Consider the following 23,239-nt stretch of genomic DNA (forward strand, 5'->3'; position numbering starts at 1 on the left):
CGGGCAGTGTGACGACCGCAGAGATCTAGCTTCCGATCGGGGGCCGCCACGGCAAGTGCGTCAGGAGCGGTGTTGTGGTGGTGATCTCCAACGAACGCACGGAAGCTTGGTTTCTGAGTCGCGCAGTGATTGCATCGAGGCGGTCGCCATCATGGATCTGAAGCCTGATCAGGATCGAACCGTCGCTGTCCAGCTTCTCTGCAGTCACGACTTCGGGTATTGATTCAAGACCACGGTACAGATCCTGCCCGTTTCTCTGCGGGTCGGGCCGGATGATCACTATTGCTGACATGGGAGCAGCGTCACTGTCAGGGTAGGCCCGGACGATCGTGAACGCCGAAATGTGGCCGGATCGCTGGAGATTTTCCATCCTCTTCGACAGGGCGTTGGCGTCAAGGCCCGCCCTTAGTGCGAGTGCTTCCAGGGGTAGGCGTGCGTCGTCTTCGAGAATTTGCAGAATTAATTCATCAGTTGCATCTAGGTGGCTCGACATTGCTGTTGCTCCTGCGAGGCTTTGCATTGTGGTCTCTCATCCGCTGAGACCCAGGCGGACTCCGGGCCTCGACCTGGCGTTAGTATGTAGCTCCGGCACCTGCGGTTCTCCGCAGGGCGGTGTTCCGAGCGGCTGGTCGGCCGCTCATCCGGCAGCTCGCTGATTCAATGGTATAAACAGGGAAATGATAAGCCAACGACATGTTACTAAAGCGACGATTTAGCTAATCCTTATGCATTCCTAGCTTCTCACTGCCCGCAGTGCGGTGCCAACGGCTCTCAAACCAGGTAGCTATTTATTCGTCAGAGAGGAACACCAAGTGCGACGGAGTCCCACCGACGACATAGACGGTCAGATCCTGGCGGAACTTCGTCAGAATGCAAGGATCAGCCTCGCCCGCCTCGGGGAACGCGTGCTCCTCTCACGCAACGCGGTGCGGCAGCGCATCGAACGGTTGGAGCGCGACGGTTTCATTCGCGGCTACACCATCAGGGAAGCGGTTGATGGTGATCGTCCGCGAGTCAGCGCAGTCATGCTTGTGTATCGGCAGGACAGGATGCGGGGCTCGGAGGTGATTGCCGGCCTCAGGGCGATTCCGGAAGTAGTAATTTGTGATGTGGTCAGCGGCGAACTTGACTTGGTAGTCCGCGTTGAGGCCACTGACGCCGGCCGTATCCAGCAGATATGGGAGCAAGTTTCGGCTTTTCCGGGTGTTCGGGACATCACCACGGCTTTGTCTTTGTCGACGGTGATCGACAGGACGTCTACTTAGGACCCCCGGACCCGCGGTACTTGGATCCGGGTTATCCAAGTACCGCGGGAGGGATGATGATTAAGTCCCGACGCTTTGCCCGGCTACCGCGTGGCCCGGAAAGGTTCCGCATCCGATGCGGACAGGAGCCCTTCCTTGACGGCCAGGTCCACAACCTTTTGTCCGCTGGCGGACGCCCTGTGCGCGATATCCGCTGCCGCGGCATAACCAATCAGCGGCAGCAGTGCCGTTGCCTGGGCAGTAGAGATGTCCGCTTGCTTCCTAAGATGCCCTTCGTTCGCTTCTATCCCCTCAATGCACAAACTCCGAAGCACCTCGCAGCCTTGGGCCAGCCATCCGAGGGATTGCAGCAAGGCGTGTGCAATGGATGGTTCAAAGGCGTTTAGCTGCAACTGCCCGTTGTCCGCCGCCATGGTAACCGTGAGGTCAGCGCCGGCGACGAAGAAGGCAATCTGATTCACAACCTCGGGAATGACCGGATTCACTTTGCCGGGCATGATTGAGGACCCTGCCTGGCGCGGAGGAAGCAAGATCTCGCCCAGGCCCGACTGAGGCCCGCTGGAGAGCAGCCTGAGGTCGCTGCTGATCTTCGAAAGCTTGACTGCGGTCCGCTTCAGCGCACCCGAAAACGTCATGAACGCGCCGGTATCCCACGTTGCTTCAACCAGGTCATCGGCACGACGTAGCGGTAGGCCTGTAACCTGCGCCAGCTTTACGACGATGCGCATGAGATAGGCAGGGTCTGCGGTGATTCCGGTACCGATAGCTGTCGCCCCGAGGCTGCATTCGGTCAGCAAAGACGCCGCCTCCTTTAAGCGCCCCTGGTCCTCCTTGAGTGTTACCCCGAAGGCGGCGAACTCCTGGCCCAGCGTCATGGGAACCGCATCCTGAAGTTGGGTTCGTCCAATCTTCGGGATTGCTGCGAAGGCCTCGCCCTTTGCCAGCAGCGCATCCGTCAGACCTGCCAGGTTGTCGAGGAGCCCTTCCAGTCCATAGATCAGCGCAAGTCGTATTGCGGTGGGGTAGACGTCATTAGTTGACTGGCACTTGTTGACGTGACCGATCGGATCGACAATCGTGTACGTTCCGAGGGGATGACCCATAATACGGAGCGCCAAGTTTGCTATCACCTCATTGGCGTTCATGTTCGTCGACGTACCGGCGCCGCCTTGGATGACGTCGATCGGAAAGGCGTCATCTACCTCGCCGGAAGCGACGATGTCGCAGGCGGAAACTATTGCCTGACCCACGTCACCAGGGATCAGCCCCAGTTCCCGGTTGGTCAGGGCTGCCGCCTTCTTGACGTGTGCGAGGGCAAGGATCAAAGGTCGGTGCGTACCCAGCGGAATGCCGCTGATGGGGAAGTTCTGCAGGGCCCGTTCGGTGTGAATGCCCCACAACGCCGTAGCAGGAACAGCAAGACGCCCGAGGCTGTCCCGCTCGATGCGAACGTTGTCTGTCATGAGGTGATCGCCACAACCTTGGGTTGGGTCATTTCCTCGTACGCAAACCGGACCCCTTCGCGGCCCATGCTGCCGTACTTCGAACCTCCGAACGGCATAGCATCCAGACGATAGTCTGAGGAGTCATTGATCATAACCCCGCCGGCGTCGATTGCCCGTGCGGTCTCCATTGCGCGGGAAAGGCTGGCTGTAAACACGCCCGCTTGGAGCGCGTAATCACTGTCATTAGCCAGACGGATCGCTTCCTCATCGGTGTCGAACGGTTCCACCAGGACAATGGGCGCAAACAGTTCTTCCGTCCACGCCTCGCAGCTGCGGGGAACACCTGTCAGTACTGCAGGTGTGAGAACAGAACCCTCCAGTTCTCCGCCCGTCAGCAAGGTCCCTCCTTCGGCGACCGCTGCGACAACCTTGCGGCGGGCCTCCGCAGCCGCACTCTCACTGATCATCGGCCCAACGTCTGTGGCTTCGTCCCGGGGATCGCCCGTCTTCAGCCCCTGCGTGAGGGCAACAAATGCGTCGCGGAATTCATTGAACTTTGACCTTTCGACCAGGATGCGCTGGGCTCCGATGCAGTTTTGGCCTGCCGCCCAAAAAGCGCCCGAGACGCACGCTTCCACAGCCGACGGGATATCCGCGTCATCAAAAACGATGACGGGTGCATTTCCACCCAGTTCCATGGACAGCCGCTTGATGCCGGCGTTGGCTGCGATGGCCTCACCCGTCCGGAACCCTCCTGTAAAGGAGACCATGCGCACAAGCCTTGACTGAATGATGGCCTGCGTGACTTTCCTGTCACCGACAACCACAATGATGAAGTCCTCCGGAAGTCCGGCCTCGCGCAACAGGTCCACCAGGAATATTGCGGTGAGCGGCGTCAGCTGGGAGGGCTTGAGAATGACCGTGTTTCCGCCCGCTATTGCGGGACCCAATTTGTGCGCTACCAGATTCAACGCATCGTTGAACGGTGTTACGGCAGCGATCAGGCCAAGAGGCTCACGGGTGAACCAGCCGTGACGGTTCTCCGAACCGGCGAACGAATCGAAGGGGATGACTTCCCCGACATTCCTGCGCGTTTCAGCTGCTGAAAGCTTTAGCGTGTTGATGGCCCGGGACACTTCCTTGCGGGCCTGCCGTATGGTCTTCCCGGCCTCCGCCACAATCAGTTCCGCAGCCTGGCTGCTTCGTTGACGGAGAAGCTCAGCGGCGGTGTCGAGAATGTTTCCCCGTTCGTGGCGCGGCATCCGGGCAGCTGCAGTAGCTGCTGCGGCCGCCTGAGAGATCACCGACTGAATGTCCTTCTCGGTTGACTGTCGCAAACGGCCAAGAACGGAGCCGTCAAACTTGTTTCGGATGATGAGGTCATCGGTCGGTGACGAAATTCCAATGATTGTTGCGGCCTCAGACACGGTTGGCCACCTTTTCAAACTGGTCGACGGCAATGATGTCAGAGATCAATGCGTACGCTGTTTCAACCCGACCGGCACCTGGGCCGGATACGGTGTAAGCGCCCAAAAGATCGGTCGTGAACGACACCGCATTGGTTGCACCCGCGATGCCGGCCAAGGGGTGGTCCGCTGCCAATGCGACCGGTCGAACGGAAGCGGAGACTCCCCCGTCCGAATCACGGCGGGCCTCCCCAATGAGTTTCCAGTGTTTGCCGTGGGCCAAAGCGTCGGCAACATCATCACTGGAGATTCCCTGGATTCCGGTGGTTTCGACCTCAGTGGGTTGCAGATTTGCCCCCAGCAGCTCATTGGCCAGAATGGCGACCTTGAGCCGGACATCGGACCCGCCGATGTCCGCTGTCGGATCAGCCTCGGCATACCCCAGCGCCTGTGCTTCTGCGATTGCCTTGTCAAGAGTCAGGCCGTCCTCCATACGTCCGAGTACGTAGTTGCTGGTACCGTTCAGGATTCCCTGTACCGCCGACAGCTCCAGTCCACCCAACAATTTCCTGGCCAGCCGGATCACGGGCGTTCCGCTCATCACAGCGCCTTCGTATTCGAAGGTGACGCCGTTCCGGCGAGCGAGATCGGTGAGTTCCTTACCGAACAAAGCAACAGGTCCCTTGTTGGTGGTGACCACGTGCTTGCCGGCACCAAGTGCCCAGCGAACGTGGGAAACAGCGGGTTCGCCATCAACCGGGCTGGTAAAGGTGGCTTCAACAATAATGTCCGCCGGGCTGTCTTTAATGACCTGCTCGTTGCGCGGATCCGATGAACCACCGGCCAGCCCTTCGAAAGACGAACCGCGTGGCATGGACAGAACTTCGGTGAGATTGATTCCGTCCCCTTGTACCAAGGACCCAAGGCCAAGATCCGTGATGGCCACGACGCGAAGCTCAAACCCCAGAGCTGCAAACCGTGAGGGGTCGTCGACGATGAGTTGGGCAAGAGCGCGGTTGACCCCGCCGAAACCGATGAGGGCCAGATTGTACGTCTTCACTTGGTCTCCCTAAAAGTGGTGAATTGTGTTCTTCCACTTTCTGTCCCAACGACGTCAGTGTGCCATGAACGTTTGGCTCAGAAGGCATGTCAAAAAGACCAAAAACGGACGTTCCCGTGAGCCAAACGGTCAACAGGCCTCTGCGGCAAGCCACTCCCATGGCTAACCCCGGCGGACTGCCCCCAAGGGTTCTGGAGTCCTTCCGCCAACGCTCGGTACATACTGTCCATTGGCGTTCAGACCCTTAAGCTTTATTCAAGAGTCAGATGTAAGGCAGAAGGACGTTGAATGGACCTCAGACGACTACAGATTCTCTCGACCCTCGAGGCCGAGGGAACGATGACGGCTGTGGCCGAGGTGATGTTCATGACGACTTCCGCCGTCAGTCAGCAGCTGTCCATTCTGGAGAAGGAAGCCGGGGTGCGTTTGTTCGTTCGCGCGGGGCGCCGCGTGCAACTCACTGAAGCCGGACTGGTACTGGTTCGCCATGCGAAGCAAATTGCTTCAGCTGCAGAAGCAGCCCAAACCAGCATGAGGCGCTTCAGAACCGACGTCGCCGGCGTTGTGGCGCTCAGCGCATTCCCTAGTTTCGCGAGCACCATACTTCCCAAAGCACTTACCGCCCTCTCGCTCAGCTTTCCAGAGCTGCGGGTCACGGTCTCTGACATGGAACCGTTCCAGAGCATGGCCGAACTGCGGGCAGGACGCATCGACCTGGCCGTGATCGACGACCTCCATCCCGTGCCGACGGAGGAGATGGTTACTACTGTGCTCTACGAAGACGAACTGGTCCTCTGTCTCCCCCCGGACTACGACGACCTCCCCCAAGGACCAGTCAACCTATCGCTGTTCAGCAGCACAGCCTGGATCATGGACGTCCGGCAATCTGTTTTTGAAATACACGTCCGCAAGCTCTGCCGCGCAGCGGGGTTCGAGCCAAGAATCGTCGCGAATTGCAGCAATCTCGCGGTTGTCCTGGCCATGGTGGAGGCAGGCCTTGGGGTGACGATTCTTAGCCGACGGCACACCCTCAGTAAGGCGTTCAAGTTCGTAGCGAGGTCCTTGGACCCCCTTCAAAGCCGCAAGGTGATGCTTGCCTATAGGGCCTCCGCCCAGGATTCCCCCTTGGTGGGCGCGGTCGCGGCGGAGCTAAAAGAGAAGTCGCTCCCCATATACATCAGGTAACGCAGGCCAGTCGTTACGCGGACACGTAACAAGTCCGTTCCCATCCGTGAATGCGCTCCGGCGAGACAGCCGTAAACTCAACAAAATCATCAGAGTGAGGCGCATTACACGGATACTTTCAGTTTCTCTTAACGATCCGTTCAAGGAATCCTGATAGACGCCGGGCACCGCGTGTTCCTACCTTGTTCGTACTAGGCCATCCGGCCAGGATTCACCGATTAAGAATTCATGAAGGTGCGATCGTGATCAAATACTCCAAAGCTGCTGTCGCAGCGACGGCAGCCGTGGCAGCGCTGACACTGTTGACGGCGTGCGGCGGTTCTTCCTCCGGCTCAAGTGGGTCGAAAGATGCCACCATCGGGCTCGCGATGCCCGTGAGCGGCCCTGACGCTCCCCTGGCGGCACCAATGATTAATGCCGTAAAATTAGCCATCGATGAGGCCAACGCAAAAGGTGACCTCCCAGGCAAGCTGACCCTGGACGTCCAGGACGATCAATCGTCCCCCTCGGTTGGGGCATCGTTGGCGCGAAAATTCTGCGGCAACAACAGCACGATCGCGGCAGTGGCCAACTACGCCAGCTCGATCACCCTGAATGCGCAGCCCGTTTACAACGGATGCGGACTGACCCAGATTGTCCCTACCGCTTCCAACGACACACTGACTACCAAGGGCTTCAAGAATTTCTTCCGCGTCACCGCGAAGAATTCCGACGCTACGGTGGGCTCCGTCAAGTGGATTACGGCAAACCGACCCAACGTAAAAACCGTGGCGACGATTGACGCCAACGATGCATCGACCGCAGACACCGCCAAGCAGTTCATCGATCAGGCAAAGCAGGCCGGCCTCAGCTCCGTTGACAGCATCCACATCACAGCAAACCAAGGTGATTTCCGAGGTGCCCTGACGGGGTTGCTTTCCGAAAAGCCGGACCTGATCTATTTGTCGGCCTTCTACAACGATGCTGGTCTTATCGCCAAGCAAGCCCGGGAGCTGGGATACAAGGGTGAGCTTTTCGGTACCGACGCTTTGGACAGCCCCGACTTCATTACCATCGCCGGAGCTGAAGCAGCCGAAGGGGTACACATTGCCTCCCTCGGCCTGGACCCTACCAAGAACCCCAGCGCATCGAGCTTCGTAGAGGCGTACACCAAGGCCTACGGCACGGCACCCAACAGTGCAGCATCCCAGTCGTACGACACGGCGACTGTGATTATCAACGCTTGGAAATCGATAGGCGGCGGCACTGACCGGGCGGCGTTGATGGACGCCGTCTCCAAAACAGACTTCACCGGTGTGGGAGGAAAGATCTCCTTCGACCAGAACGGTGACATGCAAGAGCCCCAGGTGGGCATTACCGGCGTGAAATCCGGCAAATGGGAATTCGTAGGAGCAGCAGAATGAGCAACATCACAGAGAATAACGGCACTAACCCGGTGCAGAACACCACCGGGTCAGCAAAAGTAGCGTTCATCGGTCTCGGCAATATGGGCCGCCGAATGGCTGCCCGTCTTGTCGACGCGGGATACAAGGTAGCCGTATTCGATACCAACCCGGCAGCGCTGCAGTCCTTGGAGGAAGCCGGCGCCCGGGCTGCAAGCTCTCCTGCCGACGCCGTCGCCGAGGCCGACTTCATTCTCAGCAGTTTGCCGAACCCTGCCATTGTCGAAGCCGTCTATCTTGGCAAGGACGGGGTCCTCGAAGGCGCCAAGCCCGGTGCCGTCGCCGCGGACCTGAGCACCATCGATCCAGCTACTGCAGTATCTGTTCGCGATGCCCTCGCCCTGAGTGACATCGGTTTCCTCGACGCCCCCGTCAGTCGAGGCGTTCAGGGAGCCGAAAACGGTACCCTGGCGATCATGGCCGGCGGCTCCACAGAAGATTTCACCCGGATCCACCCGCTTCTTGAACACCTTGGATCGGCCATCACCCACGTGGGCGCGTCCGGTACCGGTCAGTTGGTCAAACTTTGCAACAACATGATTTCAGCCATTAACACCGTAGCCGCCTCCGAAGTCATGGTGATGGGTCGACGAGCGGGTCTGGACACCAAAACAATGTACGACGTGCTTACCTCGGGGTCTGCGGAATCACACATCCTCAGCTCGTATTTCCCGCGGGTCGTCTTCTCGGAAGAACGACCAACCGGTTTCTCCCTCGACTTCATGGTCAAGGATCTGGACCTCTTCCTGAGTGCCGCAAACAAAACTGAGGTTCCCATGTTCCTCAGCGGCGCCGTCAGGCAAGTATTCCGTTTGGCCCAGGGCCAGGGGCTGGGCAGCCGTGACTCCTGCCACGTTGTGGAAGTCTACGAACAGACGGCAGGCGTTCGGCTGAAATTCGACGAGACTCCCTCAGCCGAGTAACCAAACACGATGGTTCGGCTCCCGGACAGACCACACCAGTTGTTCCAGGAGCCGAACCCTAGCCCGTAGTGATAGACCACTCCACGCGAGGTACTACGGAAATCTCCCCGCACCGGACGCACGCAGTGTTTGACCACATGTGCGCCTACAGGAAGCAAAACAATGTCAGAGTTTCTCCAACAACTCATCAACGGGCTGACGCTGGGAAGCGTCTACGCGATTGTTGCCATGGGATTTACCCTCATCTTCGGCGTACTTCAGCTTATTGCCTTCGCCCAAGGCGGCGTTTACATGCTCGGCTCCTACGCCGGACTGCTCGCCGTGGCGAGTGTAGGCACGGAAAACAAGCTCCTCGCTATCGGTGCAGCAGTGCTCGCTGCCGCTGCGCTCGGAGCCCTCGTGAACATCGGTATCGACCGGATCGGTTACCGATCCATTCGCGGCTCTAAGCGGCTCATGCCACTCATTAGTGGTATTGGCCTATACATCCTCATAGAGAACGCCGCCGGCCTGATATTCGGCAAACAGCCACGCGCCTACCCGGCGCTCTTCCCGGAAGGTCAGCTCACCCTCGGCCCGGTGATCGTATCAGTCAAGCAGATCATCGTTGTCGCCATCGCTTTGGCTTGCATGGGCGCTCTGTACTTCTTCATTTCGCGAACGGGTAGCGGCCTTGCCATGCGGGCCACGGCCGAACGACCTTCAGCGGCCAGCCTCATGGGCGTCAACCCGGAGAGGGTCATCATCATTACGTTCGCACTCGCCGGGGCCCTATCGGGCATAGCGGGCGTGCTCGTCGGCAGCTACATCGGAGTGGCAACACCGGTCATGGGCTTCTTGATTGGACTCAAAGCCTTCGCCGCCGCCGTCATCGGCGGCATCGGGAACATTCCCGGCTCTCTCATCGGCGGTCTTGCAATTGGCGTCATTGAGGCGATGGGAGCCGGCTACATCTCCAGCGCATGGGGTGACGCCCTCGTCTTTGGTGCACTCGTCATCGTACTTCTCATCAAACCCGAAGGCCTGTTCGGCCGTCGTTCGGTCGTAAAGGTGTAGCTCCATGAAAACAGCTCAACCTGCAGCACTCCGGCGGGCATTCACCGGCAGGAATCAACTGATCAGCATCGTCGTCATGATTGCAGTGCTGGTAATTCTGGCGCTGGCCCCCGCTGTCGTCACCAACCAGTACATCATCGACGTATTGCTACGCGTATTGCTTTTCGCCATTCTGGCTCTGGGCCTGAACATCGTCGTGGCCCAAGCCGGCCTGCTTGACCTTGGTTACATCGCTTTCTGGGGTGTGGGTGCCTACACGACAGCGCTGCTTTCCAGCCCCCGTTTGGGATTGCATCTCGACTTTTTCGTCGTAACCGGCCTCTCGGCCGTCGCTGCCTGTATTTTCGCCATCATCATTGGCTACCCCACCCTGAGGCTCCGGGGCGACTATCTGGCCATTGTTACCCTCGGCTTCGGTGAAATTGTCCGAATCAGCCTTAACAACCTCACTGATCTCACAGGCGGCCCCTCCGGGATCCAGGCAATCGATCCACCGAATATTTTTGGCATCAAGTTCGGCTATGACCTCACCCAGTACTACTACCTTGCCTGGGTCGTCCTGGTACTTGCTTCCGTCACCGCCACTTTCCTTTTCAAGAGCAGGATCGGATTGTCCTGGACTGCCCTGCGCGATGACGAACTTGCGGCCAAAGCCAGCGGGATCAAGCCGCTGCGGATGTACCTCATGGCATTCGGGATCGGGGCCCTCTTCGCAGGAGTTTCCGGATCAATCTTCGCAAGGGTTCAGGGCAGCGTATCCCCTGACTCGTTTGTGGTCGATCAGTCATTCATGGTCCTGGCAATCGTCGTTCTGGCCGGTCTGAGCCGGAGAATCTGGCCCGTCATCATCGCCGCCGCCGTCATCATCGCCCTTCCAGAGGCCCTTCGCGAGTTCCAGGAGTACCGGATGCTCGTCTTCGGACCACTGCTTGTTGCTGCAGTGGTGATTCGGGAGAACGCCCACCGCTTCAAGCGTCCTGACCGACCGTCCGCCGTGCCGGCAGACCCGGACCCCAACTCGGCACCGCAGCCGGCTGACCTCGTCAAGGAGGACACACGATGACAACCCTCACAGTTGACTCACTTTCGATCCAGTTTGGAGGGGTGACCGCCCTTACTGACATCAGTTTCGAAATGACGACAGGCGTCACCGGTGTCATTGGCCCCAACGGCGCCGGGAAGAGCACTCTGTTCAACAGCATTACCGGGCTGGTGCCAACGGCCAAGCGCAAGGGCACGGTCACGTTCAATGGCCACAACATCACTCGAGCGCGAACCGAACAGGTGGCACGGCTCGGAATTCGCCGCACCTTCCAGAACATCAAACTTTTCCCGGAATTGACTGTTCTGGAGAACGTAGCTGTTGGGGCGCTGAACACACGTTCCACAATGGTTCGCGGTGCGGCTGCCAAGAACGCCGCACACTCGGCTCTTGAGGAACTCGGGCTCACCAAATCTGTGAACCTCTTGCCATCCCAACTTACCTACGCAACTCAACGCCAGGTTGAAATCGCGCGTTGTCTGGCCGCCGACCCCAGCGTTGTGCTGTTGGACGAACCAGCAGCCGGCATGCACGCAGACGATCGGGAAGCGCTGGGCGAATTGATCGTCCGTTTGGGCAAGCGCCTGCTCCTTGTCTTGGTAGAGCACGACGTCGGCCTGGTCTCGAAAGTATGCGACGAAATCATCGTTCTGGATTTTGGCAAGAAAATCGCTTCCGGCACCCCGGCCGAAATTCGTTCCAACCCCGAAGTAATCCGGGCATATCTTGGAAAGGCCTGACATGTCCCCCCTTTTGAAGATAGACCAGCTGGTGGCGGGCTACGGGAACATCGAGGCTTTGCACGGCGTCAGCATGGAAGTGAACGCCGGAGAAGTAGTCGCTGTTCTCGGTGCCAACGGCGCTGGAAAGACGACCCTACTTCGAGCGATCAGCGGCATGATCAAGCCGAAAAGCGGTTCAGTGGTGATCGACGGCGTCAACGTTGCCGGCCAGAAATCCCACAAGGTCCTCCGACATGGTATCGCCCATGTTGCTGAAGGCCGGGAGATCTTTCACAGGTTGACTGTAGAGGACAACTTGCGCCTGGGAGCATTCATCCACCAGAAGGGCAAGCTCTCAGGCTCGGAACTCGACATGGTGCTCGAACTGTTCCCCCGGCTGTCCGAGCGGCGGACACAGATCGCAGGTACCCTCAGTGGTGGTGAGCAACAGATGCTGGCAATTGGCCGGGCGCTGCTCTCCAAGCCCAAGATCATGCTCCTCGACGAGCCATCCATGGGTCTGGCACCCATCATTGTCGGCACCATCTTCAGCACTTTGGAAAAGGTCGTGGCCGAAACGTCACTGACCCTTCTGGTTGTTGAGCAAAACGCCCAGGCCGCACTGGACTTGGCTTCCCGCGGATACCTCCTCGAATCCGGGCTCGTCGTTGAATCCGGCGACTCCAAGTCGCTGAATACTTCGGCCATTGAGGCGGCCTACCTCGGAACCGACACACATTAATTTCGACAGGACATCATGAACAACATCGCTGCCGCTCTCGAGACCCGTTACGACCGATTCGGCAACCCCATCGACATCACGGTCGGATATGCAAGGGGCAACATCCTCGCAACCTCGCTGGATGATGCTAAGCGCATGGCCCATGCCTGGGACCGAACCCAAGCGATTATCAGGGCGAAAGGTCCAGACAGCTTCGCCATCCTGACCGGCAACGCCGGCAATTTTCCGGTGCATCCAGATGACATAGCACTCTGCAACGAATGGATCGCCCCGGGAGTTGCGGCTGGAAGGTTACAGGAATTGGCCCTGGAGCACCTCGGGGGCGGCAGTGAGCATGGTTTCGTGATGTACTCCAGGACGGCTGCAGTCATCGTCGCCTGGATTATGCTCTATGGCCGTTCGGGACCGGTTCTTTCGGTCGTCCCCGAGGGGGGACACGGGCATTCTTCGATCCACTTCGGTGCTGCAGCCTCTGGATCCCGGGTCATCGAGGTGACCCCGGCGAATCTGACGCCGGAGTTCCTTCGCCAACACCACCCCGAATGTGCCATCATCACGTCAGTGACTTCCAGTATGGAAGAGCTTTCCGACAGCGAGATTCGGGCTGTGGCCAGTACGCTGCGCGACGCGGGCTGCCTGACTCTACTTGATGACGCGTACGGCGCAAGGATTCGACCCATATTCCACGGGCAGCAGCGAAGCCTGCAAACCGGGGTCGACGTGGCCGTCACCAACGGGGACAAGGTCGGACTCGGCGGTCCCCGCTGTGCCCTCGTCGGAGGTGCCCCGTCCCTCATCGCTGAGCTGTCAGTATGGGCCGCAGAGTCAGGAACCGACGCCCGAGGGCCGATGATCGTGGCCATGCTTCGGGCTTTGGAGTCGTTCACCTCCGATCAGCTCCTCCAGGACGCCCGGGACGGCAGGACCTTAGGCGCTGAACTCATCGCGCTTTTCGGGCCAAAGTATGTTCAGCCCGGAACCCTGGGACCAAAAATTACTGAAGAAGATGCGATGGAGCTGGTCTTGGACCGCTGCGGCGGCAGCAACCCTCACCGAGTGAGTCCGTCTGAGGTGACAGCCGCTGTCGGGCTGCACGTCCTTGGCCGCGGAATCGTAACGGTTAACTCCCACGGCCAGCCTGGCGCCCGGGTCTCCCTTCGCCTAAAACCTACTGCTGGCTGCTTGGAAGCGGCAGGCGGCGCAGAGGCACTCGCCAAGGCATTCGACGATGCCTTCACTTGGGTTGCCGAAAACCTGCATCGCCCCCAGGCATTGGAAGCGATGATCCTCGGCTAAGAGCGAAAGCGGTTCCGCCGGCCGGGAGCGGAGTGATGAATGACCTCACTGCCTCCCATCAAAGCTGCAGATCAGCGGGCTCGGTGTCCCACGAAAATAACCTGGGACGCCGAGCCCAACGCTGCGCCTTCAACGCGACGTGCAAGTCCAGCCTGACGTGGCTCGACAGCGGGTCATCATCGATAATCTTTCCTATGCTGCGCAAGCGATGGTAGAGACTGGTGCGGTGGATGTGCAGATCTGCAGCCAGTTCGTTTCGCGGTTTGTCCGAATCGTATAGCCGCTCCAACAGCTCCAATTGATCCTGGCCTTTCGCCGACGCCTCAATCGCCGACAGACGGCTCGACTTGGCCTTTTGGTCCAGCTGGGACAGGAACTGGTAGATACCCACCGACTCATACGTCGACACCTCCGGTAATGCCGGGTCCACGGTGCGCGCCTGCAAGGCCACTAAAGCCTCCCTGAACCGGATTCCCAGTTCCATCACGTTCCCTGCCCTCCCGGCCATGCCCATCTCTGCCGGATCCAGGGATCCCTCATGCCCCGGAACGCTATGCAGCGATACGACACGGCTGAAGCGGCGCATGACTGAAGAGACATCAACCCTGCCGATCTCAGGTCCAAACAGCGCCACAACGCAGTTACCCGCTGGAGCCCAGACGACCCTGCCCGAAACAGCCCGCAGAGCCTCCGACATCGCGTGGCGCAGAAGTGTGGCCCGCTCATCGATAGCTGGAGCCCCGCGCCGCCGGTACAGAGTGGGATGGGTCAGAACCGCTACTTGGGCCGGGCCGTCCTCCAAGAAGTCGCTCAGCCACAGTTCTTCGTGTCGGCCTGGTTCCCGTAGGGCAGCGAGCAAGGCCCTTTCCCTCGCCACGGACTCCTGGGTAGCGGGTTCGATCGCTTCCCGGACTGCAGAGGAAAACTTCTCAATGCGGTCCCCCAGTGCCAAGACGACTTCGAGGATTGGTTCCGGGGGGTCGTTGGGATCACTTGTGGCTACCCAGAGATAGCCGGTCTTCAGCCCCCGGTGGACCAATGGAATGCACACCCGGGCCAAGAAGCCGACCTCGGGCCTTGCCGGAAGAATGAATGGCCTCGTCCTCGAGGCAAGATCACCCTCGGCTTCCCACACCCGCGCCTCGGCGGAAACTGATTTCATCAGCACAGCTTCCATCCGTGCACGGTCTGTAGTCGGGAAGCTCGTGTTGTAGGCCAGGACCTTTGAGAAGACGTCATCCAAGGTGACGTTGCGCCCCGTTATCCGCGCTACCTCGTCTACCACCCGATCGAGCCTGCTCTGGTCCAACATAGCCCTGCTCCTGACACCGCTCACTACCAACCTGGCTGCCCGAAGCAACCATGCTACATATGTAGCAGAAATCCCGTCGAAAGTCTCAACACCGGTCCGTAGAACCCCCCTTGGGTTCCTTCCTATTGTTGATTTATTCGCAATGTGAACCACGTCATAAGCCGTGGAACAGCCGATGGGAAAGAAATAAATGACTCAAGTTTTGGGCTTCGTAGGCCTGGGCAATATTGGCGGCCGGGTGGTTCCCCACCTGCTGAAGGCAGGCCACGACGTTGCCGTTTTTGACGTAAACAAGGAAGCTGTAGCAGCCCTTGCTGAACAAGGAGCGAGGCCGGCCGAATCTCCGGCAGAAGCAGCCAAGGGTGCCTCCGTCATCTTCCTCAGCCTGCCAACGCCACAAATTGTCCGCACGGTGGTAGCCGACGAAGACGGCGTCCTTGAAGGAGCATCTCAGGGCGCCATCATTGTTGACCACAGCACCATCGACCCGGAAACAGCCCGTGATCTGGCCGCAGCCGCCAGCGCCGGCGGTTTCTCATACTTGGATGCGCCCGTCAGCGGCGGCGTTCAGGGCGCAGACGCAGGGACGTTGAGCGTCATGATTGGCGGTGAAACCGACACTGTCGCCAAGGTTCGGCCCCTCATTGAGGCGTTCGCAGGCAATATTTTCCATGTCGGTCCCAGTGGATCAGGCCAGGTCATCAAACTGGCCAACAACGTCATTTCGGCGGCCACCATTCTTGCTCTGGGCGAAGGCCTTTCCGCCACCGTCAAAGCCGGCGTGGACCTGGACACTGCCGTAGACGTGCTCACCAAGAGCTCCGCGGCCAGCTTTATGTTGACCAGCTACTTCCCGCGCACACTCTTCACCGAGGAGCGGGCGACAAGCTTTGCCCTCGACTTCATGCTCAAAGACATCAAACTTTTTCTTGAATCTGCGGTAAAGGCCAACCTACCCACCCCGGTTTCGAACATCGTGGGAGACATCTACCGCATTGGAAACCGCGACGGCCGCGGTGCCAAAGACTTCACCAGCGTCGTCGAATTCTACGAGGACTTCTCCGGCATCCGCCTCCAGTCAAAAGGAACCCAGTCATGACCGTCATCAATAGCGAACAAATTCTCATCGAGACCGGCTCCGCTCCTCAGGTTCACCAGCTGATCGGCGGGGTCTGGGGTCCCTCCGACAACGGCCAGTGGCTGCCTGTGGAAAATCCTGCGCGGCGGACCACAATCGCCTACATTCCGGAATCCGGCGAGTCGGATGTCAACCGCGCCGTCGATGCAGCGGCCGAAGCTTTCAAGTCCTGGGGTGTGCTGCCGCCGCGAGAGCGCGGACGGCTGCTGATGGCCATCGGGGACAAGATCGCCGAACATCAAGAAGAGATCGCCCGGCTCGTCGCGTCGGAAACCGGCAACGCGCTCCGTACCCAGGCACGCGGCGAGGTAGCCTCCAGCGCAGACGTCTTCAGGTTCTATGGAGAGGCCGCCTTCCAGCAGAAAGGCGAGACCTTCCCTTTCGGCGAGAATCTGCTCAGCTACACCGTAAGGGAGCCGCTGGGCGTTGTTGGAGGCATTGTTCCGTGGAACGCCCCCGTGATCCTTTCGACCATGAAGATTGCCATGGCTTTGATCACCGGTAACACCTTGGTTCTCAAAACTGCGGAACTCGCGCCCCTGGGCGTTCTTAAGCTTGCCGAGCTTGCCAACGACATTCTTCCTGCGGGTGTTCTTAATGTGTTGACAGGTACGGGTCAGGACGTTGGTGGGCCAATGTGCCGGCACCCGAAAATTGCCAAGCTCACCTTTACCGGCTCAACCGGGGTCGGCAAGGAGATCCTCGCAGCTGCGGCCGACCGCGTTGTTCCGGTCACTTTGGAACTCGGCGGAAAGTCCCCGGCCATCGTATTTCCCGACTCTGACGACCTCTCTGCTGTTCAGGGCGTCATCGCAGCAATGCGATTCACCCGCCAAGGACAGTCGTGCACCGCGGGATCCAGGCTTTACCTTCACCGCGACATCTTCGACTCCTTCCTCGAAAAGCTCACCGCCGAACTGGCCAAACTCAAGATCGGCGATCCCCTCGATGAGGCGTCCGACATGGGTGCCATTGTCAGCGGCAAGCAGTATGACACCGTGATCCGTTACATCAACGGTGCGCTCGATCAAGGTGGCCGCCTTGTGACCGGAGGCATCGAACGGCCCGTAGACGGCGACGGATACTTCGTAGCTCCCACCGTGATTTCCGGTGCGGGCGAAGACTGGGCGGTCACGCGCGAAGAAGTCTTCGGTCCCGTCTTGGTCGTAATCCCCTGGGACAACGAAGATGAAGTGATCGAAGCTGCCAACAACAGCCACTATGGCCTGGCCGGCTATGTGTTCTCAAAGGACATCTCCACTGCCATACGCACAGCCAACCGTCTTGAAGTGGGATGGGTTCAGATCAACAGGGGTGGCGGTCAGCTCCCGGGCATGTCCTACGGCGGAAACAAACAGAGCGGCCTCGGGCGTGAGTACTCCATCGAAGGGGCGTTGGAGAGCTTCACCAATGTCAAGAACATCACCATAGCTATCTGACATTCCGTTCGACCATCCTGGTGCCCGGGGGTAGCAAAGCATCCCCCGGGCACTCCCGTATCCTAAGCAAACATTGGCTCAGTAAGGACCTAGAATGGCCAGTAAACCTAAGAGCACAGAACTCACCGAGGATGGGCTCGCCCTTGGACTATCCTCGCGCCACCTTCGAATGCTCGCTGTTGGCGGCTCCATCGGTGTCGGTCTTTTCCTGGGATCCGGCGCGGGTATCGCTGTTGCCGGCCCGGCCCTGATTCTCGTCTACGCCGTCGTGGGCGCGGTCATCTTCATCATCATGCGCGCTCTGGGAGAACTTCTCATCTACCGCCCTGTCACCGGCAGCTTCACTGAATACGCTCGTGAATTCCTGGGGCCGGCTTTCGGGTTCATCACCGGTTGGGGGAATTGGATCACGTGGACCCTGATCGGCATGTCCGAGATCACTGCGGCGGGCATCTTCGTTCAATTCTGGTTCCCTGACGTGCCACAGTGGGTAACTGCGCTGGTCGCCGTTGTCTGCCTCGTGCTGCTCAATCTGCTTCACGTCGGTGCCTTCGGAGAAGCAGAATTTTGGTTTGCTTCCATTAAGATCATCGCGATCGTTGGTTTGATCCTCGGTGGTCTCGCCGTCATCCTGTTCGGAATCGGTCCCGCCGGCCAGACAGCATCGTTCGGGAACCTGGTCAATGTGGAAGTACCCGGGACACTAGGTGGTTTCGCTCCGTTCGGGATCATCGGGATCCTCTTCGCAATTCAGATCGCCGTATTCTCATACCAAGGGGCAGAGCTCCTCGGTATGGCCGCGTCCGAAACCCGCAACCGACGGGTCGTCGTGCCCAAAGCCATCAACAGCGTGCCACTCCGAATCATCCTCTTCTACGTGGGTTCATTGGTGATCCTTATGTCCGTTGTGGAGTGGAACAAGTTCAGCGGTAACCAGAGTCCCTTTGTGCAGGCCTTGGAACAAATCGGAATTCCTGCAGCAGCAGGTCTGATGAACTTCGTGGTCCTCACCTCTGCACTGTCGGCATGCAGCTCAGGATTGTTCTCCAACGCCCGGCTGCTCAAACGGCTGGCCACTGACGGCGTCGCACCGGCGGTCTTCGCTTCAACGAACCGCAATCATGTACCGGCGGCCAGCGTTCTGGCATCAGGGGGCGTCATGCTCCTGGGTGTTATTCTCAACGCTGTCGTGCCGGAGCAGGCCTTCCAGTATCTGCTTGCCCTCTGTTCCTTGGCTGCCTTGTGGACCTGGGGCATCATCCTGGTGACACACATGGTTTACCGTAGGAAGGTCAACAGAGGCGAATTGCCTCCTTCCGGGTTCAAGCTCCCTGCGGCCAAGGTTCTAGGCCCGATAGCCCTTACATTCCTCGCCGGGGTCGTCGTCCTGATGGCATTCGACGACAGTTCACGAGTAGCACTCTATGCCTTGCCATTCTGGGCAGCCGCTCTTATTGGGGGCTACTACTTATCGAAGAAGTTCAACCCACGGCATTCAATTCTCAACGAGGTTGCTCCTACGCCCCCTCAAAGCCGTGAAGAGCTGCTGGTAAAGACGCCACGGAGCTAATTCCCAACCGGCGACGGACGCGTGGCAGCGGTTCAGGGGCAAACCCTGAACCGCTGCCAGTTCCGGCTCTATCGGGGCGGGCGCTGCCGTGAACCGGCCACCTCGTATCGAGCGAGCTAAACACCTGGTGAGCACCCACCAGAATTGAGAGGAAGACGTGCAAGCTATTGAACTTGCAGCCAAACCGGGCGACAGGCGCGGGATAGCGGGAATGCTCACCGGTGGCGTCATTGTGACCGTTTCTACCGCAGATCAGGCACGGATCGCTGAGGATGCCGGCGCTGTGGCAGTCATGGCGTTTGAACACGTTCCGGACGCTCTTCGAAATTCGGCAGGTCAGCCTGGGAGATCCGACCTGGAGGTGATAAATCACATCAAGTCTGTTGTCTCCATACCTGTGGCAGCCCGCACATACCTCGGCCATTCCGCCCACGCAACGATGCTTCAGTCCTTGGTTGTGGACTACATCGACGGGTCAGAACACAAGACTTCAACCACTGCGGTGAGGCAAAGCGACAAAAGGCACTCCACGGTCCCCTTTATGGCCAGTGCCGCGAGCCTTGGTGATGTGTTGCGCCGAATCAACGAAGGTGCCGCCATGATCCGATGTCGAAGCGAACAAACTGGTGCAACAGGCGGCATCCGCCAGCTTCGCGCAGAGATCGATGCACTCTCAGCCCTGTCCGGAGACCAACTGAGGGAGATGGCGAATAATCTGGGTATCCCCTACGAACTGGCCAAGGAAGTTGGCCTTGCCGGCAAACTCCCAGTGGCACTGTTCGCCGAGAGCACCGAAAACCCCGCCGACGCCGCGTTGATGATGCAACTCGGCGCCGATGGCGTCCTCGTCGGACCCGCTATATTCAAGCTCCGCGATCCCGGGGAACGGGTCGCTGCACTCGCCAATGCAGTCACTTTCCATGACGAGCCGGACGTCATTGCAAAGATCTCCCGCGACGTGGCCCATACCCTCCGCTGAACAGGGCTGATTGAAATCCTTCCAGTCGAAGCTAGAAAGAATTAAGAAGAAATGATCACAGTTGTAGACCCCGGACGCTACTTCCATGTAACGGTGAAGGATGGCGACCGGAAAGACGACGAACTAAACGAGGCTGTCCGACAAGCCCGCGCCGGCGCAGAGTCCCTCGGTTGGATGGGCGTCATGGTTACTCGGCACAGTCCCACAATCTTCACGGTTGCTGTCAATGAGAACGTACCTTACGGCACCACCTACGAACGTGACGCCAGCATATGAGCATCACCCAAACAGCTACTCAGCCGGACCCGGCTATTCTCCACCTGGCTCATGAACGCTGCCTCGATATCACCTCGGGCGGCCGCTGCTTTACCAGCCGCGTTCGGCCAGGCGGTGGGGTTCGGGGATTTCGTCGACGTTGATGCCGACCATCGCCTCGCCGAGGCCGCGGGAGACTTTCGCGATCACATCGGGATCGTCGTAATAGGCAGTGGCTTTGACGACGGCGGCTGCGCGCTGGGCGGGGTTGCCGGACTTGAAGATACCGGAACCGACGAACACGCCGTCGGCGCCGAGCTGCATCATCATCGCGGCATCAGCCGGGGTCGCGATACCGCCGGCGGTGAACAGCACCACCGGAAGCTTGCCCGTGGCAGCAACTTCCTTGACCAGCTCGTACGGGGCCTGCAGTTCCTTCGCAGCAACGTACAGTTCGTCCTCGGGCAGGGAGGAGAGCTTCGCGATTTCGGCGCGGATCTTGCGCATGTGACCGGTCGCGTTGGAAACATCCCCCGTGCCGGCCTCGCCCTTGGAACGGATCATCGCCGCGCCCTCGTTGATCCGGCGCAGCGCCTCACCCAGGTTGGTGGCACCGCACACGAACGGGACGGTGAAGTTCCACTTGTCGATGTGGTTGATGTAATCGGCCGGGGTCAGGACCTCGGACTCGTCAATGTAATCCACTCCGAGGGACTGCAGGACCTGGGCTTCGACGAAGTGGCCGATGCGGGCCTTGGCCATCACGGGGATGGACACCGCGGCAATGATTTGATCGATCATGTCCGGATCGGACATACGGGACACGCCGCCCTGGGCGCGGATATCGGCAGGAACACGCTCAGGGGCCATCACGGCGACGGCGCCGGCGTCCTCGGCAATACGGGCCTGCTCGACGTTAACGACATCCATGATGACGCCGCCCTTGAGCATCTCAGCCATACCCCGCTTAACGCGGCCTGTGCCGGTCAGGGGAATGTTGTCGAAAGGGAGCGGTCTTATGTTCACGCGATACTCCAAGGGGAATGAAGCCTGCATGCCTACGCAGGCGCCGGTATCCACTCACCGGCAGAGCGCCGACGTCGTGTGATATCCGAGAGATATATTAGCTAGGCCCCAAGTATGCAAGGAGGAAATCGCACGCGTCAACAAGGCGCTTTGCGGCCGGGCGGACAACCCGTTCACGTCAGGCTGCAAACAACGCCTCACGCACCGCCTGCTCGAATTCACTCACGTGCGTCCGCGCCAACTCTGCCGCCTTGTGCTCGTCGCCGTCGATCACTGCCTGCAGTAGATCCACGTGCTCATGCACGTGCCGCTCAAGGTTGGGCAGCCGGTCCAGCACCATGCACCAAATCCGCGTGGCCAGGTTGTCGTAGCGGATCAGGACGTCTTCCAGGTGCGGATTGGCTGCTGCAGCGTAGATGCCCTGGTGCACGCGGGCATCCAGCTTCAAGGTCTCCACCACGGAGGCGGCCTTGATGTCGAAGGCTTCAACTTCCCGGACAACTTGGCGCAGGTAGTCCCTGCTCGCCGGGGTAGCCACGCGGGCCGCCCGCGCTGCGGCGACCGGCTCCAACTGCACCCGGATCTCGGAAATGAACGCAAGGTCAGTGACCTCCACCCGGGTGGCGAAAGTGCCGCGTCGCGGGTACGTCACCACCAGGCGATCAAGCTCCAGCCGCTTCAGGGCCTCGCGCACCGGCGTGCGCCCGATGCCGAGCTCCTTGGCCAGCTGGTCATCATTGAGGAGGTCGCCCGGCTTGATGTCCAGCGTCAGGAGGCGGTCGCGCACGCTTTCGTAAGCGATGTCCGCAAGCGACTTCCTGCCTGCGTCTTCTACAGTCGCCAAGGTTTGAATTGCCACAGTGCCGAGCTCCTTCCACAGTTCCGAAAAAACCTATTGACCTCGTTCCAAGGTCCAGTATACGCTGAATCCAATCCTAATATATCAGTACGTAATTCAGGAATATATCTAGGGAATTACCTAAGGAGGACATATGACCCTCGTGGCTTCAGACTCTCACCTCAGCACCCTTCCGGCGGAACGCGGGCAGCTCAAGGACGAGCAAGCGCAGAAGTTCGTACTCACACTGTCGTGCGTCGAACAGCCCGGAATCGTGCATGCGGTCACCACGTTCCTGTTCGAGCGCGGCTTCAACATCGAAGAGCACCAGCAGTTCGATGACAGCCTTCGCCAGACGCTGCACCTGCGCACTGCGTTCTCCGGCCCGCAGAGCTACTCACCGGAGCAGCTTGAAGAAGAGTTCCGCTCCATCGCAGAGCGCTTCGACATGAAGTTCAGCTTCCATGACCAGACCAAACAGCGCGTCCTGGTGATGGTCTCCAAGTTCGGCCACTGCCTGAACGACCTCATCTTCCGTTGGCGCGGAGGCAGCCTCGGCGGCGAGCTGGTGGCTGTTGTTTCCAACCACGAGACCCACCGTGCCATGGCGGAGGCAGCCGGCCTGCCCTTCATCCACGTTCCGGTCACCCCGGACACCAAGGCCGAGGCCGAGGCGCGGCTGCTGGAACTGGTGGAGGAATACGAGGCTGACCTCGTGGTCCTTGCCCGCTACATGCAGGTCCTGTCAGATGACTTGTGCCGCAAGCTGGAAGGCCGCGCGATCAACATCCACCACTCCTTCCTCCCCGGCTTCAAGGGTGCACGCCCCTACCACCAGGCCTACGATCGTGGCGTGAAGCAGGTAGGCGCTACGGCACACTACGTCACCGCGGACCTGGACGAGGGCCCGATCATCGAGCAGGAAGTCATCCGGGTGGACCACAGCTACGGCCCCACGGCACTTTCCACCGTGGGCCAGGACGCGGAAGCGCTCGCACTTTCCCGCGCCGTCCGCTGGCACTGCGAACACCGCGTGCTTCTGGACCGGACCAGCACGGTCGTCTTCCGCTAACCAGCCCGCCCACGCCCGAATTACAG

General features: G+C 59.6%; 22 protein-coding genes. 15 read left to right on the forward strand and 7 right to left on the reverse strand.

The window, feature by feature from the left end; translation table 11 throughout:
- Window positions 1-25: 25 nt before the first annotated feature.
- Complete coding sequence (locus HMI59_RS18735; RefSeq protein ID WP_193592173.1) at window positions 26-493, reverse strand: Lrp/AsnC family transcriptional regulator; 468 nt, start codon at window positions 491-493, stop codon at window positions 26-28.
- Between the two features lie 319 nt (window positions 494-812).
- Here HMI59_RS18735 and HMI59_RS18740 point away from each other — a divergent pair, with 319 nt between their 5' ends.
- Entirely contained in the window at window positions 813-1,265 is a 453-nt protein-coding gene (locus HMI59_RS18740; RefSeq protein WP_193592174.1) for an Lrp/AsnC family transcriptional regulator, read from the forward strand.
- A gap of 83 nt (window positions 1,266-1,348) precedes the next feature.
- Here the strand turns inward: HMI59_RS18740 and HMI59_RS18745 are convergent, their stop codons facing one another.
- The 3 genes from HMI59_RS18745 to HMI59_RS18755 are packed head-to-tail and all read right to left on the reverse strand — an operon-like array spanning window position 1,349 to window position 5,176.
- A complete protein-coding gene (locus HMI59_RS18745) occupies window positions 1,349-2,728 on the reverse strand; it encodes an aspartate ammonia-lyase (RefSeq protein ID WP_193592175.1) in 1,380 nt (459 codons plus the stop codon).
- Window positions 2,725-4,137 (reverse strand): aldehyde dehydrogenase family protein, encoded by a 1,413-nt coding sequence (locus tag HMI59_RS18750; protein ID WP_227471447.1) that lies wholly within the window; start codon window positions 4,135-4,137, stop codon window positions 2,725-2,727. Before HMI59_RS18750 ends, HMI59_RS18745 begins: the two co-directional genes overlap by 4 nt.
- Window positions 4,130-5,176 (reverse strand): homoserine dehydrogenase, encoded by a 1,047-nt coding sequence (locus HMI59_RS18755; RefSeq protein ID WP_193592176.1) that lies wholly within the window; start codon window positions 5,174-5,176, stop codon window positions 4,130-4,132. Before HMI59_RS18755 ends, HMI59_RS18750 begins: the two co-directional genes overlap by 8 nt.
- Window positions 5,177-5,464: 288 nt before the next feature.
- On the opposite strand from HMI59_RS18755, the gene HMI59_RS18760 reads away from it, so the two are divergent.
- From HMI59_RS18760 to HMI59_RS18795, 8 genes are all read left to right on the forward strand, one after another.
- On the forward strand, window positions 5,465-6,361 hold the full coding sequence (locus HMI59_RS18760) for a LysR family transcriptional regulator (RefSeq protein ID WP_193592177.1): 897 nt from the start codon (window positions 5,465-5,467) through the stop codon (window positions 6,359-6,361).
- Between the two features lie 242 nt (window positions 6,362-6,603).
- Window positions 6,604-7,764 (forward strand): branched-chain amino acid ABC transporter substrate-binding protein, encoded by a 1,161-nt coding sequence (locus HMI59_RS18765; RefSeq protein ID WP_166186057.1) that lies wholly within the window; start codon window positions 6,604-6,606, stop codon window positions 7,762-7,764.
- Window positions 7,761-8,726, forward strand: a complete 966-nt coding sequence (locus tag HMI59_RS18770) for an NAD(P)-dependent oxidoreductase (protein ID WP_193592178.1) — start codon at window positions 7,761-7,763, stop codon at window positions 8,724-8,726. Before HMI59_RS18765 ends, HMI59_RS18770 begins: the two co-directional genes overlap by 4 nt.
- Before the next feature lie 162 nt (window positions 8,727-8,888).
- Window positions 8,889-9,782 (forward strand): branched-chain amino acid ABC transporter permease, encoded by an 894-nt coding sequence (locus tag HMI59_RS18775; protein WP_166186059.1) that lies wholly within the window; start codon window positions 8,889-8,891, stop codon window positions 9,780-9,782.
- 4 nt (window positions 9,783-9,786) lie between these two features.
- Window positions 9,787-10,845, forward strand: coding sequence for a branched-chain amino acid ABC transporter permease (locus HMI59_RS18780; protein WP_193592179.1), 1,059 nt, complete (start codon window positions 9,787-9,789; stop codon window positions 10,843-10,845).
- Window positions 10,842-11,564 (forward strand): ABC transporter ATP-binding protein, encoded by a 723-nt coding sequence (locus tag HMI59_RS18785; RefSeq protein ID WP_193592180.1) that lies wholly within the window; start codon window positions 10,842-10,844, stop codon window positions 11,562-11,564. Before HMI59_RS18780 ends, HMI59_RS18785 begins: the two co-directional genes overlap by 4 nt.
- Before the next feature lies 1 nt (window position 11,565).
- On the forward strand, window positions 11,566-12,288 hold the full coding sequence (locus HMI59_RS18790) for an ABC transporter ATP-binding protein (protein ID WP_166186061.1): 723 nt from the start codon (window positions 11,566-11,568) through the stop codon (window positions 12,286-12,288).
- 15 nt (window positions 12,289-12,303) lie between these two features.
- Window positions 12,304-13,584 (forward strand): selenocysteine synthase, encoded by a 1,281-nt coding sequence (locus tag HMI59_RS18795; protein ID WP_193592181.1) that lies wholly within the window; start codon window positions 12,304-12,306, stop codon window positions 13,582-13,584.
- Window positions 13,585-13,642: 58 nt separating this feature from the next.
- On the opposite strand, the gene HMI59_RS18800 is transcribed toward HMI59_RS18795, so the two are convergent.
- The gene (locus tag HMI59_RS18800) at window positions 13,643-14,896 is read right to left on the reverse strand and encodes a CdaR family transcriptional regulator (protein WP_193592182.1); all 1,254 of its coding nucleotides are present in this window, start codon (window positions 14,894-14,896) and stop codon (window positions 13,643-13,645) included.
- A 190-nt stretch (window positions 14,897-15,086) separates the two neighbouring features.
- On the opposite strand from HMI59_RS18800, the gene HMI59_RS18805 reads away from it, so the two are divergent.
- From HMI59_RS18805 to HMI59_RS18825, 5 genes are all read left to right on the forward strand, one after another.
- Window positions 15,087-15,995, forward strand: coding sequence for an NAD(P)-dependent oxidoreductase (locus tag HMI59_RS18805; protein ID WP_193592183.1), 909 nt, complete (start codon window positions 15,087-15,089; stop codon window positions 15,993-15,995).
- Window positions 15,992-17,473: an aldehyde dehydrogenase family protein gene (locus HMI59_RS18810; protein ID WP_193592184.1), complete on the forward strand. Its 1,482-nt coding sequence runs from the start codon at window positions 15,992-15,994 to the stop codon at window positions 17,471-17,473. Before HMI59_RS18805 ends, HMI59_RS18810 begins: the two co-directional genes overlap by 4 nt.
- A gap of 94 nt (window positions 17,474-17,567) precedes the next feature.
- On the forward strand, window positions 17,568-19,043 hold the full coding sequence (locus HMI59_RS18815; RefSeq protein ID WP_193592185.1) for an amino acid permease: 1,476 nt from the start codon (window positions 17,568-17,570) through the stop codon (window positions 19,041-19,043).
- Between the two features lie 157 nt (window positions 19,044-19,200).
- Window positions 19,201-20,022 (forward strand): pyridoxal 5'-phosphate synthase lyase subunit PdxS, encoded by an 822-nt coding sequence (locus tag HMI59_RS18820; protein WP_227471448.1) that lies wholly within the window; start codon window positions 19,201-19,203, stop codon window positions 20,020-20,022.
- Window positions 20,023-20,073: 51 nt separating this feature from the next.
- Window positions 20,074-20,298: a hypothetical protein gene (locus tag HMI59_RS18825; RefSeq protein ID WP_193592186.1), complete on the forward strand. Its 225-nt coding sequence runs from the start codon at window positions 20,074-20,076 to the stop codon at window positions 20,296-20,298.
- 90 nt (window positions 20,299-20,388) lie between these two features.
- On the opposite strand, the gene pdxS is transcribed toward HMI59_RS18825, so the two are convergent.
- Both pdxS and HMI59_RS18835 read right to left on the reverse strand, forming a co-directional pair.
- A complete protein-coding gene (pdxS, locus tag HMI59_RS18830) occupies window positions 20,389-21,303 on the reverse strand; it encodes a pyridoxal 5'-phosphate synthase lyase subunit PdxS (RefSeq protein WP_193592187.1) in 915 nt (304 codons plus the stop codon).
- Window positions 21,304-21,481: 178 nt separating this feature from the next.
- Complete coding sequence (locus HMI59_RS18835; RefSeq protein ID WP_166186690.1) at window positions 21,482-22,162, reverse strand: GntR family transcriptional regulator; 681 nt, start codon at window positions 22,160-22,162, stop codon at window positions 21,482-21,484.
- A 133-nt stretch (window positions 22,163-22,295) separates the two neighbouring features.
- Here HMI59_RS18835 and purU point away from each other — a divergent pair, with 133 nt between their 5' ends.
- Window positions 22,296-23,213 (forward strand): formyltetrahydrofolate deformylase, encoded by a 918-nt coding sequence (gene purU / locus HMI59_RS18840; RefSeq protein ID WP_069696062.1) that lies wholly within the window; start codon window positions 22,296-22,298, stop codon window positions 23,211-23,213.
- The last annotated feature ends 26 nt before the right edge of the window (window positions 23,214-23,239 follow it).

The sequence above is a fragment of the Paenarthrobacter sp. YJN-5 genome, from assembly GCF_015040095.1.
GTDB classification, from domain to species: Bacteria; Actinomycetota; Actinomycetes; order Actinomycetales; family Micrococcaceae; genus Arthrobacter; species Arthrobacter ureafaciens.